This is a genomic window from Actinosynnema sp. NPDC053489, assembly GCF_044544865.1.
GTDB lineage: Bacteria > Actinomycetota > Actinomycetes > Mycobacteriales > Pseudonocardiaceae > Actinosynnema.
Genome location: NZ_JBITXT010000021.1, coordinates 17,130 through 33,793, shown reverse-complemented (window position 1 = coordinate 33,793; position 16,664 = coordinate 17,130). Strand labels below are relative to the sequence as shown.

The following is a 16,664-nucleotide window of genomic DNA, read 5'->3' as shown; positions in this document are numbered from 1 at the left end:
CGGTCCGGTCAGACCTCGGCGTCGAGCATGTCCGCCGTCACGGCGGACTCGGTGTCGGGCATGCCCAGTTCCTTCGCGCGCTTGTCCGCCATCGCCAGCAGGCGGCGGATGCGGCCCGCCACGGCGTCCTTCGTCATCTGCGGTTCGGAGAGCTGGCCCAGCTCCTCCAGCGACGCCTGCCGGTGGGCCAGTCTCAGCGCGCCCGCGGCGGCCAGGTGGTCCGGGGCCTCCGCGCCCAGGATCTCCAGCGCCCGCTGCACCCGCGCGGCGGCGGCGACGGCGGCGCGGGCCGAGCGGCGCAGGTTGGCGTCGTCGAAGTTCGCCAGGCGGTTCGCCGTCGCGCGCACCTCGCGGCGCATGCGGCGCTCCTCCCAGGCCAGCACGCCGTCGTGCGCGCCCAGCCTGGTCAGCATCGCGCCGATCGCGTCGCCGTCCCTTATCACCACGCGCTCCGCGCCGCGCACCTCGCGCGACTTCGAGCCGATGCCCATCCGCCGCGCCGCGCCGACCAGCGCCAACGCCGCCTCCGGGCCGGGGCACGTCACCTCCATGGACGACGAACGGCCCGGTTCGGTGAGCGAGCCGTGCGCCAGGAACGCGCCCCGCCACGCCGCCTCGGCGTCGCACACCCCGCCCGACACGACCGGGGCGGGCAGGCCGCGCACCGGGCGGCCGCGCGGGTCCAGCAGGCCGGTCTGCCGCGCCAGGCCCTCGCCGTCCTTGACCACCCGCACGACGAACCGGGTGCCCTTGCGCAGGCCGCTGGAGGTGATGGTGAACACGTCCGACTGGTGCCCGTACAGCTCGTGGATCTCCCGGCGCAGCCGGCGCGCGGTGGAGCCCAGGTCCAGCTCGGCCTCCACCACCACCCGGCCGCCGACGATGTGCAGGCCGCCCGCGAACCGCAGGAGCGAGGCCACCTCCGCGCGGCGGCAGCAGGTCTTGGAGACGGCCAGCCTGCTCAGCTCGTCCTTCACCGCCGACGTCATCGCCACGGCGCCTCGCCTCCCCTGCTCGTCCGGTCTTCCTGGAGGGTTGTACTCGACGCCCCGCCGGTCCCGTCACCAGGCCCTGCCAACGCCCGGGTGATGCTCAGCGCGAGCGCCGCCGGGTCGTGGCGGTCGGGTGCGCCCGCCACGGCGACGGGCGCGAGGTGCGCCGCAGCGCCGAGAGCTGCGGCGGCCCTGCGCAGCCGGTCGGGCACGGGCACCGCGTCGACGTCCGCGATCACCGCGTCCACCCGCAGCGCCGGCGCGTGCGCGCACAGCACGTCCAGGTGCAGCTCCGGGGAGAACCCGTCGGTTTCCCCCGGTTGGGGGACGAGGTTGAGCACGACGACCTTGCGCGCCGACGTGCGCACCAGCGCGTCGTGCAGCTCGGGGACCAGCAGGTGCGGCAGCACGCTGGTGAACCACGAGCCCGGCCCGAGCAGCACCACGTCCGCCGCCAGCACCGCCTCCACCGCCTCCGGGCAGCCGCGCGGGGCCTCACCCGGGCCGCCGGGCCCGTGCAGGCGGATGCGCTGCACGCGGCCGGGCGTGGTGGCGATCGCGACCTGGCCGCGGATGCGGCGCACCACGTCGGCGTCGTCGTCCAGGCCCGTCACGTCCGCCTCGATCGACAACGGCTCGGTGCACATGGGCAGCACCCGCCCGCGCACGCCCAGCAGCCGGCCCGCCTCCTCCAGCACCGCCACCGGGTCGCCCAGCTGCTCCAGCAGGCCCGCCAGCACCAGGTTGCCCACCGCGTGCCCGGCGAGCGCGCCCGTGCCGCCGAACCGGTGCTGGAACAACGTCGCCCACAACGCGCTCGACTCGTCGGCGCCGGCCAGCGCCACCATGGCCTTGCGCAGGTCGCCGGGCGGCAGCAGGCCCAGCTCGCGGCGCAGCCGCCCCGAGGAGCCGCCGTCGTCCGCGACCGTCACCACGGCCGTCACGTCGTCGGTCGCCCGGCGCAGCGCCGTGAGCGTGGCGTGCAGCCCGTGCCCGCCGCCCAGCGCAACCGCTCGGAAGCTCACTCGCGTCCCAGGTCCCGGTGCACGACCTTGACGGCCATGCCGTCCTCGCTGGCCAGGCGGCCCGCCAGCTCCTCGGAGATGGCCACGCTGCGGTGCTTGCCGCCGGTGCAGCCGACCGCCAGCGTCAGGTAGCGCTTGCCCTCGCGCCGGTAGCCGGCGCCGATGAGCCGCAGCAGCTCGTGGTAGCGGTCCAGGAACTCCTCCGCGCCCTCCTGCGTGAGCACGTAGTTGCGCACGTCGCCGTCCAGGCCGGTCTGCTCGCGCAGCTCCGGGATCCAGAACGGGTTGGGCAGGAACCGCACGTCCATGACCAGGTCGGCGTCCATCGGCAGCCCGTACTTGTAGCCGAACGACAGCACCGTGACCCGCGTGCGCGTGGCCGACTCCGTGCCGAAGGTGTCCTCGATCTTGGCCCGCAGCTGGTGCACCGACAGCGCCGAGGTGTCCAGCACCAGGTCGGCCTCCTCGCGCAGCGGCGTGAGGAGGATGCGCTCGGCCTCGATGCCGTCCGCCAGCCGGCCGTCGGCCTGCAGCGGGTGGCCGCGCCGCACCGACTCGAACCGGCGGATCAGCACGTCGTCCGTCGCCTCGAGGAACAGCACCTTCGGCTTGTAGCCGCGCGCGTCCAGGTCCTTGATCACCGCGGCCAGGTCCTCGGTGAACGCGCGGCTGCGCACGTCCATGACCACGGCGACCCGGGTGATCGCGCCCCTGGCCTGCGCGCCCAGCTCGACCATGGTCGCGATCAGCTCGGGCGGCAGGTTGTCGACCACGAACCAGCCCAGGTCCTCCAGGCACTTCGCGGCCGTGCTGCGGCCCGCCCCCGACAGGCCCGTCACCACCGCGACTTCGATGCCGGACTTCTCGCCGGCCGGTGCGCTCACTGGTACTCCCGTCTCATCGTCGGCTGCGCCGACCCTTCGGTGCCGGCCGTGCTCAACGTCGCGTGCACGGCCTCCGCGGTGCGCCGGCCCACTCCGGGCACACCGCTGATCTCCTCGACGCTCGCCTCGCGCAGCTTCTTCAGCGAGCCGAAGTGCTTGAGCAGCGCGGCCTTGCGCGTCTGGCCCAGGCCCGGGACCTCGTCCAGCGCCGAGGTCGTCATCCGCTTGGACCGCTTCTGCCGGTGGTAGGTGATCGCGAACCGGTGCGCCTCGTCGCGCACCCGTTGCAGCAGGTAGAGGGCCTCGCTGGTGCGGGGCAGGATCACCGGGTCCGGTTCGCCGGGCACCCACACCTCCTCCAGCCGCTTCGCCAGGCCGACCACCGCGACGTCGGTGATGCCGAGTTCCGCCAAGACGTCGGAGGCTACCTGCGCCTGCGCCGCGCCGCCGTCCACGACCAGCAGGTTCGGCGCGTAGGCGAACTTGCGCGGCTTGCCCGTCTCCGGGTCGATGCCCGGGTTGGGGCCGCCACCGTCCTTGTTGTCGCGCAGGTACGCCTGGAACCGGCGGCGCACCACCTCGGCGATCGAGCCCACGTCGCCCTGCTCGGCGCCCTCGCGCACGGCGAACCGGCGGTACTCGGACTTGCGGGCCAGGCCGTCCTCGAACACCACCAGCGACGCCACCACGTCCGTGCCCTGCACGTGGCTGATGTCGGTGCACTCGATGCGCAGCGGCGCGGTGTCCAGGCCCAGGGCCTCCTGCAGCTCCTGCAACGCCGCCGACCGGGCCGTCAGGTCGCCCGCGCGGCGCAGCTTGTGCTGCTGGAACGCCTCCTTGGCGTTGCGCTCCACCGTCTCCATCAGCGCCCGCTTGTCGCCCCGCTGCGGCACGCGCAGCGCGACCTTGCCGCCGCGCAGCCCCGAGAGCCACTTCTCGACCGCCTCGGCGTCCTCGGGCAGCTCGGGCACCAGCACCTCGCGCGGCACCGGCGCCGACTCCACGCCGCTGACCTGCGCGGACTCGACCTGCTCGCCGTAGAACTGGGTGACGAACTGGTCGACCAGGCCCCGCACGCCCGTCTCGTCCACCTTGTCGACCACCCAGCCGCGCTGGCCGCGGACCCGGCCGCCGCGCACGTGGAAGACCTGGACCGAGACCTCCAGGTCGTCCTGCGCGAACGCGACCACGTCGGCGTCCGTGCCGTCGCCCAGGACGACGGCCTGCTTCTCCAGGGCCCGCTTGAGGGCGGCCTGGTCGTCGCGCAGGCGGGCGGCCCTCTCGAACTCCAGCGACTCGGCGGCGGCGGTCATCTCGCGCTCCAGCCGGCGCACCATCGAGTCGGTCCTGCCGGCGAGGAAGTCGCAGAAGTCCTCGACGATGTCGCGGTGCTCCTCCGCGCTGACCCGGCCGACGCACGGCGCGGAGCACTTGTCGATGTAGCCGAGCAGGCAGGGGCGGCCGATCTGGCCGTGCCGCTTGAACACCCCCGCCGAGCAGGTGCGCGCCGGGAACACGCGCAGCAGCAGGTCCAGCGTCTCCCGGATCGCCCAGGCGTGCGCGTAGGGGCCGAAGTAGCGCACGCCCTTGCGGCGCGGGCCGCGGTAGACGTACAGCCGGGGGAACTCCTCGTTCAACGTCACCGCGAGGACCGGGTAGGACTTGTCGTCGCGGTAGCGGACGTTGAACCGCGGGTCGAACTCCTTGATCCAGTTGTACTCCAGCTGGAGGGCCTCGACCTCGGTGCCCACGACGGTCCACTCGACGCTCGCGGCGGTGGTCACCATCTGCCGGGTGCGCGGGTGCAGGCCGGCGATGTCGGCGAAGTACGAGTTCAACCGCTGGCGCAGGCTCTTGGCCTTGCCGACGTAGACCACGCGCCCGCCGGCGTCGCGGAACTTGTAGACGCCGGGAGCCTCGGGGATGGTGCCTGTCGCTGGGCGATAGGTCGACGGATCGGCCACACGGAAAGGGTACGTGCGACCACCGACACCGCCGCCGAAGGGAGACCGACGGGTCCCCGGCCGGGGGGCGGCCCGGCCGGGCGAGGGGGTCAGGCGGGCACGATCTGCCCGGCCTCGACCTTCACCGGCACCTCGGTCAGGCCCTTGGTGGCGGGGCCCTTGGTGACGGCTCCGTCGGCGGCGTTGAACGTGCTGCCGTGGTTCGGGCACGTGATGACGCCGTTCTGCGGCGGCGAGACGGCGGTCCCCTGGTGGGGGCAGCCGGCGTCATATGCCTTGACCGTCTCGCCGGTGCGGACGATCACGAGGGGCTTGCTGTCGGCCGGGTTGCCGGCGATGAGGCCGCCGCCGTCGGGGACGTCGGCCAGCGCGGCGATGATCGGCGGGCCGGCCGGGGTGGTGCCGCCGGCGGGCGCGGTGCCGGTGGTGCCGGAGCCGCTCGGGCCCGACTGGCTGCCGCACGCGGCCAGGCCGCCGGGTACCGCCAGCGCGACCAGCACGCCGCACAGCATCGAGCGACGGGACAGCCCTGTGTTCTCCACGGTGCTCAACGCAGGTCCTCCGCTATTCGTGGTGGTGGGTGGTCGTTCGGCCACACAGGCAATACGACACCACGTGAAGCGGGGTTCAACACCCCAGCCCTTGGGACGGGATCTTCAGGAAAGCAACACGTCCGACCCGGACACCACCACCGCCACCTCGGCCAGCCCGCGCGGCGAGGGACCGGACAGCACCGCGCCCGTGACCGGGTCGAACGTGCTGCTGTGGGTGGGGCAGGTGATCACGCCGGCGGCGGGCGGGTTCACCGCCGTGCCCTGGTGCGGGCACGCGGGGTTGAAGGCCCGCACCTCCGACTCCGAGGGCCGGACCAGCAACAGCCGGCCGTCACCGCCGACGTCGACCAGCGCGCCGGACCCCACCGGGACGTCGGCGAGCCCGGCCACCCGGTCACCGGGGCGGGCCGAGCCGACGCCGGGTCGGCGCGGCGGCGCGCCCGTGCCGCAGGCGGTCAGGGCGAGCAGCCCGCACAGCAGTGTCCGTCGGTCCACCCGCCCATCCTCGCCTACCGGTCCTTGGCCACCGCCGTGCGGGCCAGCGCCAGCACCGCCGTGAACGGCGGGAACCAGTGCCGCGAGTGCGACGGCGGGTTCGCCCACCTCAACGACCCGTAGCGGGTCATCGTGGGCGGCAGCGCGATGCGCTGCGGCGAGCGGACGAACTGGACCTCGGCAGGCGCCTTCAGGTGCGTGGGCAGCAGGGCGACCAGCTCGGCGAGGAAGATCCAGTGCTCGCGCGGACCCGGGATGACGGTCACGGGGCCCGCGAGCATCCGCGCCTTGAGGTCGGCCAGCACGCGGGAGCCGATGCGGGCGGGCATGGCCAGGGCGGTGGTGGCGGGACCGAGCGGCAGGAACACGCCCTGCTCGGTCACGGACACCTTCCAGCCCAGCAGCCGGTACCCCGCGATCGCCTCGCCGAGTGCCTGCTGGTGCGCGCGGTCGCGTGGGCCGTAACGCGGACCGTGGTCTGCGGTGGTGGCGGCGCTGATGCTCATCGGCGGAGTCCCTCCCCGGTCGGGTGGAGTGGGCGGCGTGCGCGGACCGCGGGGTCGTCCGGGCACCGGCACACCACGCAGCCTCCGTCCGAACGGGGTGTTCCACCACACCGTTGCCGGGTGGGATCCATGCAGCGGGCGCATCCCGCGCATCCACCACCCCTGGTGACCCGGCCCCCGAGGGGGGCGCGACCCCGTCGTATGCACGAAATGCATGGACTCCTGATCACACCCCTATACTCTGTTGGACACGCTCAGTGACGGGAGCGAGCCATGGAACGGAAAGCTCGAAGAGCAGCCAGTACCAGGCGCGCATGCCCGACGTGCGGGGCGCTGATCGCCGCCGACAACACCGACCGGCTCTGCCAGCGTTGTCGCCGCAACGCGCGGACAGAGCTCTACGGACCACCCGAGGTCCCCGGGGACTTCTGGGACCACCAGGCCATGGCTGCCGCGTTCGCGGACCGGAACATGGGCGCCCTCCTCGCCGCCTACCGGCACCACCCGCAGCACGTCAGCCGGATCACCCAAGACCGCATGGCGTCCTGGCTGGGGATCTCCCAGGCGCAGCTCTCGCGGTACGAGACCGGTGAGAACCCGATCGACCGGATCGACCGCCTGCGGCACTTCGCGCGGGCGCTCGGCGTGCCGGCCGACCGGCTGTGGTTCGACCGCGTCGGAATCCCAAGCCAGGCGGACGCCGACCGCGGCGCCCCGCCCGATGTGCTCGCCGCGGCGTGGGACGCGTCGAGCATTGCCAGATCGGTCGAGGAGACGGCGAGGAACGACTTGGCGATCAGCAGACGAGCGGCGCTCACCGGAGCCGCCGCGGTGGCGATGGGTCCCGCACTGGTCGAACCGTTGCAGCGGTGGCTGCACCCCCTGCAGCCCCTGTCCAAGTGGTCGTCCAGCGCGGCGATCGGCGAGGAGGAGCTGGCGGCGCTGCAGCACGTGGCCGACGGGCTGCGCGGGTGGGGCGGCCGGGGCGGGTACGGGCTGGCGCGCAAGGCGGTGCTCGGGCAGTTGGAGGAACTGGCCGAGCGGTTGACGCGCGCACCGGCGGGCCCGACCACGGAACGGGCCTTCTTCATCGGGGCCGAGCTGTCCAAGGTCGCGGCCAGCATGTCGTGGGACGCGGGCATGCACGACGCCGCCCAGCGGTACTACGTGCTGGGCGTGCGGATGGCGAAGGCGGGGCGCAACGACCCGTTCGCCGCGCTGTGCCTGGCGGCGATGGCCAGGCAGATGTTCGACCTCGGGCGGCCCGAGGACGGGTTGGAGCTGGTCCAGCTCGCCCAGTACGGCACCCGGCGCAACGCCACGCCGACGTTGCAGGCGCTGCTGCTGACCCGCGAGGCGTGGGCCTACGCCCAGATGGGTCGGGTGCGGGAGTTCCACCGGGCGGTCGGGCAGGCGCAGGACAGCTTCGCCCAGCGGCGGTCCGGCTCGGACCCGTGGTGGCTGGACTCGTTCGACGAGGCCGAGCTGGAGGGCGTCATCGGCGCGCGGATGCGGGACCTGGCCGGGCACGACCCGAAGCAGGCGCCGCTGGCCGAGGCGCACATCCGGCGGGCGCTGGACCTGCGCGACCCGGCCCGGGTGCGCAACCGGGCGTTCGACGTCATCGGGCTGGCGCGCACGAAGATGGTGGCGGGCGAGCCGGAGGAGGCGTGCGGGTTGATCCAGCAGGTGCTGCCCACGGCGGCGGGCCTGGCGTCCGGGCGGGTGGTGCGCAAGCTGCAGGACTTCGCCAAGGAGGCCGAGCGGCACCGCGACCTGGCGGTCGTGCGCGACACCCGTGAGGCGATCCGCGGGGTGCGGACGGCCTAGCGATGCGGGTGGGAGTCACCGGGCACAGCAAGCTGGCGCCCGACTGCGTCAACGCCGTGCGCGAGGCGATCCGCGCGGCGTTGGAGGCCGAGGCGGCGGGCGGGTCATCCCTGGTGGGGGTGACCTGCCTGGCGCCGGGCGCGGACCAGCTGTTCGCGCGGGTGGTGCTGGAGCTGGGCGGCCGGGTCGAGGTCGTGCTGCCCGCGATGGACTACCGGGACCGGCTGAAGCCGGAGAAGCGGGCCGCCTACGACGAGCTGCTGGCGCGGGCGCACGTGGTGAGCGTGCTGCCCAACGAGCTGTCCGGGCGGCACGCCTACGTGATGGCCAACGAGCGGATGCTCGCGTCGGTGGAGCTGCTCGTCGCGGTGTGGGACGGGCAGCCGCCCGACGGGCGCGGCGGCACGGCCGACGTCGTGGAGACGGCACGCGCGTCGGGCGTGCCGGTGGTCGTGGTGTGGCCGGAGGGGGCCCGCCGGGCCTGACGACGAGGACGGGGGTCGTCCGCGATGGCCGGCAGACTGCGGCCATGCTGGAGACCTCGGCCCGCCTGCTCAAGCTGCTGTCGCTGCTGCAGGTGCGGCGCGACTGGACCGGCGCGGACCTCGCGCGCCGGCTCGGCGTGGACGTCCGCACCGTGCGGCGCGACGTCGACAAGCTGCGCACCCTCGGCTACCCGGTCAACGCCGCGCCGGGCGTGTCGGGCGGCTACCGGCTGGGCGCGGGCGCGGAGCTGCCGCCGCTGCTGCTGGACGACGACGAGGCCGTGGCCGTGGCCGTGGGGCTGCGCACGGCGGCCAACGGCACCGTGGCGGGCATCGAGGAGACGTCCGTGCGGGCCCTGGCCAAGCTGGAGCAGGTGCTGCCGTCGCGGCTGCGGCGGCGGGTGAACGCGTTGCAGGCCCACACCGTCGCCCTGCCCACCCGCGGCACCCGGGTGGACGCGGGCACGCTGACCGCGATCGCCGGCGCGTGCCGCGACCACCAGCGGCTGCGGTTCGGGTACGCGGGCCGGGACGGCGGCACGCGCCGCCACGTCGAACCGCTCGGCCTGGCCCACACCGGGCGGCGGTGGTACCTGGTGGCGTGGGACGTGGACAAGGCCGACTGGCGCACGTTCCGGGTCGACCGGATCGAGGCGGAACCGACCCTCGGCGCGCGCTTCACCCCGCGCGAACCGCCGGCCGACGACCTGGCGTCGTACGTGTCGCGGCAGCTGTCCGTGGCGCCCTACCAGCACGAGGCGCGGCTGATCATGCACGCGCCGTACGACGTGGTCGCCGCCCGCACCTCCCACACCTCGGTGCACCTGGAGCGCGTCGACGACGAGCGCACCCGGCTGACGGTCGGCACGTCGTCGCTGGAGGAGGTCGGGCCGTGGATCGCGATGATCGGCGTCGACTTCGAGGTGGAGGGCCCGGAGGAGCTGCGACGCCACCTCCGGGCCACCGCCGAGCGCCTGCTGCGGGCCGCCGGTCCCTGATCAGCCGCGGGTGCGGGCCAGGCGGTAGGCGGCCGCGCCGATCAGCTCCAGCGAGATCTGGAGCCGGTCGGTGCTCACGTTCTGCGCGATCGTGTCCTCGGGGGTGTGGTAGAGCGGCTCCAGCTCGTGCGGGCCGCCCTCGCCGCGCCAGCTGAAGTTCGCCGCGGCGATCTTCCGCTCGTGGAACGGCACGTGGTCGCTGCTGCCGCGCGGCACCGGGCCGTGCACCCGCGCGCCGTAGCCGAGGCGGGTCGCGGCGGCGGCGACCTCGGCGGTGGTGGCGTTGTCGCCGCCGTCCACCGACAGCAGCCAGTACGCGGTGGCCGGGCCGTGGCTCGTGGCGACCATGTCGTTCTGGAAGACGCCCCTGATGCGGGCCGCGTCGGCGTCGGTCAGCTGGTTCACGTAGTGGCGGGAGCCGAGCAGGCCCTGCTCCTCCGAGCCCCACAGCGCGAACCGCAGCGCGTGGTGCGTCGGCAGGTGGCGCAGGACCCGGGCCAGTTCGAGGGCCAGGACCGTGCCGCTGCCGTCGTCGTTCGCGCCGGGCGAGCCGGGCACGCTGTCGTAGTGCGCGGTGACCATGACCACGCCGGCGTCCCGCGAGGGGAACGTGGCGGGGCGTTCGGCGATCACGTTGTACGAGGTCAGGCCCGTGTGGTGGGTGGTGGACGCGGTCACCGTGACGGGTCCGGCCGCCCGCAGCCGCTCCACGTGCACCTGGGCCAGGCCCAGCACCGGCACGGCGACGTCCGCCGGCAGCGTCGGGGAGAACGTGCCGGTCTTGCCCGCGGGCGGGGTCGAGACGCGGCCGACCAGCACCGCCACCGCGCCCAGCCGTGCGGCGTCCAGCACCGCGGTCGACCCGGTGGGCACGTTCACCAGCAGCGCGACCTTGCCGGTCAGGTCGGCGGGCAGCGACGCGCCGGTGTCCAGGTCCACCACGGGGCCGGTGGCCGTGACGCCGAGCGCGCCGAAGCGGGACGCGGCCGCGTTCCAGGTGTCGCCGCCGACGGTGAGCGTGGACAGGTACTTGTCCGGCACCGCGAACGGCTGCAGCGTCACCTGGTAGCGCAGGTCCCGCAGCACGGAGGCGAGGTAGTCGCGGGCGCGGTGCTCGGACTCCGTGCCGCCGACGCGCTGGCCGATCCGCTCGCTGAGCACCCGCAGGTGCTCCACCGCCTTGCGCGCCCGCACCCGTCCCACCACGGGGTGGTCGCCCAGGGCCAGGTCGGGCAGGTCGGACGCGCCGGGCCGCTGGGCCCGTGCCGCCGGGTTCAGGCCGAGCGTCACGGCGCCGGCCACGGCCGCGGCACCGGTGAGGAAGGAACGTCTGCGCATGTGCGGACCCCCGAGGCTCGTAGATCACCCGAACCTAGGCAGGGGACCGAATCCCGACAAGGGTGCCGTTGGCGGACATACCGTGCGCCAACGGCACCACGACGATCAGCGGGGTGCGCGAGCGTTGAACTCGGGGGTCGCGAACGCAGGACTCACGAGACGCGAACGCAGGACTCACGAGACGTGAAGGTAGGACTCACGAGACGTGAAGGTAGGACTCACGAGACCTGAGGGGACGACTCACGCGGGGGGTTGGTCAGGCGGTGGCCGATCGGTGCAGGTCGCGCAGGGCGCGGACGGCGGCGACGGCGTGGTCGCGGTCGACCGCCTGAATCGCCATGATCGACACGTACTCGTCGTCCGGCAGCTCCAGGCGCGCCCACGACGCGCCGTCCGGGAACGACACGTGCAGCACCTCCGACCAGGCGAACCGGTGCGCGGTCACCACGTTGCGCACCTCGACGCCCTCGGCGTCGGCGCGCACGCGCGGCCTGGCCAGCAGCAGCATCCCGCACGCCAGCAGCACTCCCAGGCACACCATCGCCACCTGGTCGGACACCCGGAAGATCACACCGGTCGGCGTGTTCCCCAGCAGCACCCCGACCACGGTGAACACGGCGACGAGGAACACCGCGCCGGCCCAGGCCACCACGCGGATCCTCTTGGGGCGGAACTCGACGACGTCGGCGGTCACGGCGGTCCTCACGAGCCCGCCCGCAGCCCGCGCAGCACGAGCGCCGTGTCCAGCGCCGCCACGCACGCCTCGAAACCCTTGTCCTCCACCGAGTCCGGGAACCCGGCGCGGGCCAGCGCCTGGTCCTCGTCGTTGGTGGTCAGCACGCCGTTGCCGATCGGCGTGGACGTGTCCAGCGCGACCCTGGTCAGACCGGCCGTCACGGCGTCGCACACGTACTCGAAGTGCGGCGTGCCGCCCCGGATCACCACGCCCAGCGCCACGACGGCGTCGTGCGCGCGGGCCAGCTCCTGCGCCACCACGGGCAGCTCCACCGCGCCCGCGACCCGCACGACCGTCGGCGAGGCCACCCCGGCCTCCTCCGCCGCCGCCAACGCCCGCTCGACCAGGTTGTCGGTGATCCGCGCGTGCCAGCGGGTGGCCACGACGCCCAGCGACAGACCCGCCGCGTCGGGGACGACGTCCTCCGGTCGGCCTTCGCCGCTCATTCCGCTCCCTCCGTGGTCGACACCACCGCGCCGCCCTGCGCCAGCGCCTCGTACTGCTCGAGCTGGTGCAGCTCGTGCCCCATCCGGTCCCGCTTGGTCCGCAGGTACCGCAGGTTCTCCGGGTTGGGCGAGATCGGCAGCGGCACGCGGTCCAGCACGGTGAGGCCGTAGCCCTCCAGGCCGACCCGCTTGGCCGGGTTGTTGGTCAGCAGCCGCATCGACTTGACGCCCAGCGACGCCAGGATCTGCGCGCCGGTGCCGTAGTCGCGCGCGTCGGCGGGCAGCCCCAGCCCGAGGTTCGCGTCCACCGTGTCCGCGCCCCGGTCCTGCAACTGGTAGGCCTGCAGCTTGTGCATCAGGCCGATGCCCCGGCCCTCGTGCCCGCGCATGTAGAGCACGACACCGCGCCCCTGCGCGGCCACCGCCTCCAGCGCCGCGTCCAGCTGCGGGCCGCAGTCGCAGCGCAGCGAGCCGAACACGTCGCCGGTCAGGCACTCCGAGTGCACCCGGACCAGCACGTCCTCGCCGTCGCCCAGGTCGCCGTAGACCATCGCGATGTGCTCGATTCCGTCGAGCCTGCTGTCGTAGCCGACCGCGGTGAACGTGCCGTGCGCGGTCGGGATGCGCGCCTCGGCGACCCGCTCCACCTGCGTCTCCACCCGGCGCCGGTAGGCGATCAGGTCGGCGATCGTGATCAGCGCCAGGTCGTGGTCGGAGGCGAACACCTCCAGCTCGTCGCGGCGGGCCATGTCGCCCTCGTCCTTCTGCGACACGATCTCGCAGAGCACGCCCACGGGGGCCAACCCGGCCAACCGGGCCAGGTCGACGGCGGCCTCGGTGTGCCCGGCACGGCGCAGCACGCCGCCGTCACGCGCCCGCAGCGGCACCACGTGACCGGGCCGGTTGAAGTCCTTCGGGCCCGCGTCCGGGTCGGCCAGCAGCCGGATCGTCCGCGCCCGGTCGGCCGCCGAGATGCCCGTCGACACGCCTTCGCGGGCGTCCACGGTCACGGTGTACGCGGTGCCGCGCTGGTCCTGGTTCGTGTGGTACATCGGCGGCAGGTCGAGCCGGTCGCAGTCGGCCTCGGTCAGCGACACGCACACGTACCCGGACGTGTAGCGGACCATGAACGCCAGCAGCTCCGGCGTGGCCTTCTCCGCCGCGAAGATCAGGTCACCCTCGTTCTCGCGGTCCTCGTCGTCCACGACGATGACCGGCCGGCCCGCCGCGACGTCCGCAACGGCCCGCTCGATGTCGGCGAACCGGCTCACCGGACCTCCTCGGCGCGCAGGTGGGGCAGCGCGAGCCGCTCGACGTACTTCGCGAGCACGTCCACCTCCAGGTTGACGTGGTCGCCCGGCGCGCGGCGGCCGAGGGTGGTCAGCTCCAGCGTGGTCGGGATCAGGCTCACCGCGAACCGGTCCTCGGTCACCGACACCACGGTCAGCGACACGCCGTCCACGGTGATCGAGCCCTTCTCCACCACGTACCGCGCCAGCCCCGGCGGCAGTCCGATGTGGACGACCTCCCAGTGCTCGGCCCTCTCCCGCGCCAGCACCACCCCGGTGCCGTCGACGTGGCCCTGCACGATGTGGCCGCCCAGGCGCTGGCCGACGGCTGCGGCGCGCTCCAGGTTGACCCGGTCGCCCTCGGCGACCTTGGCCAGGCTGCTGCGGGTCAACGTCTCGCGCATCACGTCCGCGGTGAACGCGCCGTCGGCGACGTCGACCACGGTGAGGCACACGCCGTTGACCGCGATCGAATCGCCGTGCTTCGCGTCGCCGGTCACCACAGGTCCCGCGATGGTGACGCGGGCCGCGTCCGGCAGGTCGACGACCGCGACGACCTCACCCAACTCCTCGACGATCCCGGTGAACACCGTTCCTCCTCAACGCGCGGGGACTGCGGAGACCCGCACGTCCGGCCCGCACATACTGACCTGCTCCACGACCAATCCCACAGCCTCGGTGACGGTGGACACCCCCGCCCCCCGCAACGCCTGCGGACCGTCGCCCAGGAACTTCGGGGCGAGGTAGGCGAGCACCCGGTCCACGCGACCGGCGGCCGTGAAGGCGCCCGCCAGCGTGGGGCCGCCCTCCAGCAGCACGTCCACCACGCCCCGCGCGGCCAGCGCGCCGAGCACGACGTCCGGGTCGTGCGTCCGCAGGTGCATCGTCTCCGCCTCGTCGTCCAGGACACGGGCGCCCGGTGGCAGGTCGCCGGTCCCGACGACGACCCGCAGCGGCTGCCTGCCCCCATCCTGCCCCGGCCGCGCCCTCCGCGCGGTCAATCTCGGGTCATCGCTGCGGACGGTCCCCGTTCCGACCACGATCGCGTCGACCCTCGCGCGGAACTCGTGCACCTCGGCCCGCGACTCCTCCGAGCTGATCCACCGGCTCGTGCCGTCACCGGCCGCCACCCGACCGTCGAGGCTCGCGGCGTACTTCCACGTCACGTGCGGCCGCCCGGTGCGCGCGTAGTGCAGCCAGGCCCGCAACGGCCCCCGTTCGACGGCCTCGCCCAGCACCCCGGCCCCGACCAGGACCCCGGCCTCCCGCAGCACCCCGGCACCACCGGCGGCCTGCGGGTTCGGGTCCGCCACCGCGAACACCACCCGCGCCACCCCGGCCCCGACCAGTGCCCCCGTGCACGGCGGCGTGCGCCCGTGGTGCGAGCAGGGCTCCAACGTCACGACGGCCGTGCCGCCGCGCGCCCGCTCCCCCGCCTGCGCCAGCGCCACCACCTCGGCGTGCGGCCCACCGGGCGGCCGGGTGGCACCCGTGCCCACCACCTCGCCGCCCGCGTCCAGGACCACGCACCCCACCGGCGGGTTGGGGCTGGTCGTGCCGCGCACCCGCTCACTCGCCGCGACGGCCAGCGCCATCGCCTCGTCCACGTTCACCGGGCGCGCGCCGCCTGCTCGCGCAGCCGCTCCAGCGCCGCCCCGGGATCGGCCGCGTCGTACACCGCCGAACCGGCCACGAAGCAGTCCACCCCGGCCTCGGCCGCCTGCTCGATGGTGTCCTCGTTGATGCCGCCGTCGATCTCGACCACCAACGTGAGGTGCCCGGTGTCGACCAGCCGCCGGGCCTCCCGGACCTTGTCCAGCACCCCGACCATGAACGACTGCCCGCCGAACCCCGGCTCCACCGACATGACCAGCAGCGTGTCGTAGTGCTTGAGCACGTCCACGTACGGCTCCAGCGCCGTGCCGGGCTTCAGCGACAACCCGGCCTTCGCCCCCGCCGCGCGCAGGTCCTTCGCCAGCCCGATCGGATCGCGCGCCGCCTCGACGTGCACCGTCACGTTGTACGCGCCGGCCTCCGCGTACCCGACGGCCCAGCGGTCCGGGTCCTCGATCATCAGGTGGCAGTCCAGCGGCAGGTCGGTCGCCTCGCGCAGCGACTTCACCACGGGCAGCCCGATCGTCAGGTTGGGCACGAAGTGCGCGTCCATGACGTCCACGTGCAACCAGTCGGCCGACGCCACGGCGGCGGCCTCGTCGGCGAGTCGGGCGAAATCGGCGGACAGGATGCTCGGGGCGATCATCGGCTGGTGGACCACGGCTGCCGAGTCTAGGCTTCCGCGATTGCCCGGACCTGCCCGGGAGGCGTATTTCACCCCTTGACCCAAACCGCGCTTTCCGACTACTCACGCGGGTAGTTCCCCAGCCGGTGCGCCGGCCATTACGTTCACACCGGGGGGCTGCAACTGGGGAGCACTGGGGATGAATGCCGAATTCCGTCACAAGATCGCACTGATCACCGGGGCGTGCTCACCGCTGGGCGCGGAGGTCGTGGAGTCGCTCGCCCGGCAGGGCGTGCTCGTCGCGGCCGTCGACAGCGACGGCGCGAGGCTCGCCGACCTGGTCGAGAGCCTCCACGCGCAGGGCCTGCGGATCGCCGGCAGGCAGATGGACGTCACCTCGAGCGCCGCCGTGGACGCCCTCGTCGACCAGGTGGAACGGGAGTTCGGCCCGATCGACGCCCTGGTCGCCACGGCGGGCGCGCTGCGCCCCGGCCCGGCCCTCTCGATCAGCGATAAGGACTGGTCGCACAGCTTCGCCGTCAACGTGAACGGCGTGTTCAACGTCTCCCGGGCCGTGGCCAGGAGGATGGTCGACCGGGCGAGGGGCACCATCATCATGGTCCCGGCCCACGCGGTCGCCGTCCCGAGGTCGGGCATCGTCGCCTACGCCGCGTCGCGGGCGGCGGCAATCGCCTACACCGAGTGCCTGGCGCTGGAAGTCGCGCCACACGGGGTCCACTGCACCGTGGTCGCCCCCACGGACGTCCGCCGCGTCGCCGACGAAGTCAAATTCCTCCTCGCCGACACCACCACCGATCCGATGACCGACGCCCTGGGCGCTTAATCACCCGACCACCCGCTCATCCCACCAAACGGCAAGGCT

The 16,664-nt window shown here is 73.9% G+C and carries 18 protein-coding genes; 4 read left to right on the top strand and 14 right to left on the bottom strand.

Annotation, left to right across the window (positions count from 1 at the left end; all coding sequences use genetic code 11):
• Positions 1–8: 8 nt before the first annotated feature.
• From whiA to ACIGNX_RS32640, 7 genes are all read right to left on the bottom strand, one after another.
• Positions 9–995: a DNA-binding protein WhiA gene (whiA, locus tag ACIGNX_RS32670; RefSeq protein ID WP_396545039.1), complete on the bottom strand. Its 987-nt coding sequence runs from the start codon at positions 993–995 to the stop codon at positions 9–11.
• Complete coding sequence (gene yvcK / locus ACIGNX_RS32665) at positions 986–2,017, bottom strand: uridine diphosphate-N-acetylglucosamine-binding protein YvcK (RefSeq protein WP_396545037.1); 1,032 nt, start codon at positions 2,015–2,017, stop codon at positions 986–988. Before yvcK ends, whiA begins: the two co-directional genes overlap by 10 nt.
• Positions 2,014–2,871: an RNase adapter RapZ gene (gene rapZ, locus ACIGNX_RS32660; protein ID WP_170232487.1), complete on the bottom strand. Its 858-nt coding sequence runs from the start codon at positions 2,869–2,871 to the stop codon at positions 2,014–2,016. Before rapZ ends, yvcK begins: the two co-directional genes overlap by 4 nt.
• 26 nt (positions 2,872–2,897) lie before the next feature.
• Positions 2,898–4,865, bottom strand: coding sequence for an excinuclease ABC subunit UvrC (gene uvrC, locus ACIGNX_RS32655; RefSeq protein WP_396545035.1), 1,968 nt, complete (start codon positions 4,863–4,865; stop codon positions 2,898–2,900).
• An 89-nt stretch (positions 4,866–4,954) separates the two neighbouring features.
• Positions 4,955–5,407, bottom strand: a complete 453-nt coding sequence (locus ACIGNX_RS32650; protein ID WP_396545135.1) for a Rieske (2Fe-2S) protein — start codon at positions 5,405–5,407, stop codon at positions 4,955–4,957.
• A 114-nt stretch (positions 5,408–5,521) separates the two neighbouring features.
• On the bottom strand, positions 5,522–5,914 hold the full coding sequence (locus ACIGNX_RS32645) for a Rieske (2Fe-2S) protein (protein WP_396545033.1): 393 nt from the start codon (positions 5,912–5,914) through the stop codon (positions 5,522–5,524).
• A 14-nt stretch (positions 5,915–5,928) separates the two neighbouring features.
• The gene (locus tag ACIGNX_RS32640; protein ID WP_396545031.1) at positions 5,929–6,420 is read right to left on the bottom strand and encodes a hypothetical protein; all 492 of its coding nucleotides are present in this window, start codon (positions 6,418–6,420) and stop codon (positions 5,929–5,931) included.
• Between the two features lie 444 nt (positions 6,421–6,864).
• On the opposite strand from ACIGNX_RS32640, the gene ACIGNX_RS32635 reads away from it, so the two are divergent.
• The 3 genes from ACIGNX_RS32635 to ACIGNX_RS32625 are packed head-to-tail and all read left to right on the top strand — an operon-like array spanning position 6,865 to position 9,733.
• The gene (locus ACIGNX_RS32635) at positions 6,865–8,250 is read left to right on the top strand and encodes a helix-turn-helix domain-containing protein (protein WP_396545029.1); all 1,386 of its coding nucleotides are present in this window, start codon (positions 6,865–6,867) and stop codon (positions 8,248–8,250) included.
• A gap of 2 nt (positions 8,251–8,252) precedes the next feature.
• Positions 8,253–8,735 carry a hypothetical protein gene (locus tag ACIGNX_RS32630; RefSeq protein ID WP_396545027.1) on the top strand — a complete coding sequence of 161 codons (483 nt, stop codon included), beginning with the start codon at positions 8,253–8,255 and terminating at the stop codon, positions 8,733–8,735.
• A 44-nt stretch (positions 8,736–8,779) separates the two neighbouring features.
• Positions 8,780–9,733 carry a helix-turn-helix transcriptional regulator gene (locus tag ACIGNX_RS32625; RefSeq protein WP_396545025.1) on the top strand — a complete coding sequence of 318 codons (954 nt, stop codon included), beginning with the start codon at positions 8,780–8,782 and terminating at the stop codon, positions 9,731–9,733.
• Here the strand turns inward: ACIGNX_RS32625 and ACIGNX_RS32620 are convergent, their stop codons facing one another.
• The 7 genes from ACIGNX_RS32620 to rpe form a co-directional block, all read right to left on the bottom strand.
• Complete coding sequence (locus ACIGNX_RS32620; RefSeq protein WP_396545023.1) at positions 9,734–11,071, bottom strand: M28 family peptidase; 1,338 nt, start codon at positions 11,069–11,071, stop codon at positions 9,734–9,736.
• Positions 11,072–11,327: 256 nt separating this feature from the next.
• Positions 11,328–11,765, bottom strand: a complete 438-nt coding sequence (locus ACIGNX_RS32615; RefSeq protein ID WP_396545021.1) for a PH domain-containing protein — start codon at positions 11,763–11,765, stop codon at positions 11,328–11,330.
• Positions 11,766–11,773: 8 nt separating this feature from the next.
• Positions 11,774–12,253 (bottom strand): 6,7-dimethyl-8-ribityllumazine synthase, encoded by a 480-nt coding sequence (ribH, locus tag ACIGNX_RS32610; RefSeq protein ID WP_396545020.1) that lies wholly within the window; start codon positions 12,251–12,253, stop codon positions 11,774–11,776.
• Positions 12,250–13,524 (bottom strand): bifunctional 3,4-dihydroxy-2-butanone-4-phosphate synthase/GTP cyclohydrolase II, encoded by a 1,275-nt coding sequence (locus ACIGNX_RS32605; protein ID WP_396545018.1) that lies wholly within the window; start codon positions 13,522–13,524, stop codon positions 12,250–12,252. Before ACIGNX_RS32605 ends, ribH begins: the two co-directional genes overlap by 4 nt.
• On the bottom strand, positions 13,521–14,132 hold the full coding sequence (locus ACIGNX_RS32600) for a riboflavin synthase (RefSeq protein ID WP_396545016.1): 612 nt from the start codon (positions 14,130–14,132) through the stop codon (positions 13,521–13,523). Before ACIGNX_RS32600 ends, ACIGNX_RS32605 begins: the two co-directional genes overlap by 4 nt.
• 9 nt (positions 14,133–14,141) lie before the next feature.
• Complete coding sequence (gene ribD / locus ACIGNX_RS32595) at positions 14,142–15,137, bottom strand: bifunctional diaminohydroxyphosphoribosylaminopyrimidine deaminase/5-amino-6-(5-phosphoribosylamino)uracil reductase RibD (RefSeq protein WP_396545134.1); 996 nt, start codon at positions 15,135–15,137, stop codon at positions 14,142–14,144.
• Between the two features lie 14 nt (positions 15,138–15,151).
• Positions 15,152–15,802: a ribulose-phosphate 3-epimerase gene (rpe, locus tag ACIGNX_RS32590; protein WP_396545132.1), complete on the bottom strand. Its 651-nt coding sequence runs from the start codon at positions 15,800–15,802 to the stop codon at positions 15,152–15,154.
• A gap of 178 nt (positions 15,803–15,980) precedes the next feature.
• On the opposite strand from rpe, the gene ACIGNX_RS32585 reads away from it, so the two are divergent.
• Positions 15,981–16,625, top strand: coding sequence for an SDR family NAD(P)-dependent oxidoreductase (locus tag ACIGNX_RS32585; protein WP_396545014.1), 645 nt, complete (start codon positions 15,981–15,983; stop codon positions 16,623–16,625).
• The last annotated feature ends 39 nt before the right edge of the window (positions 16,626–16,664 follow it).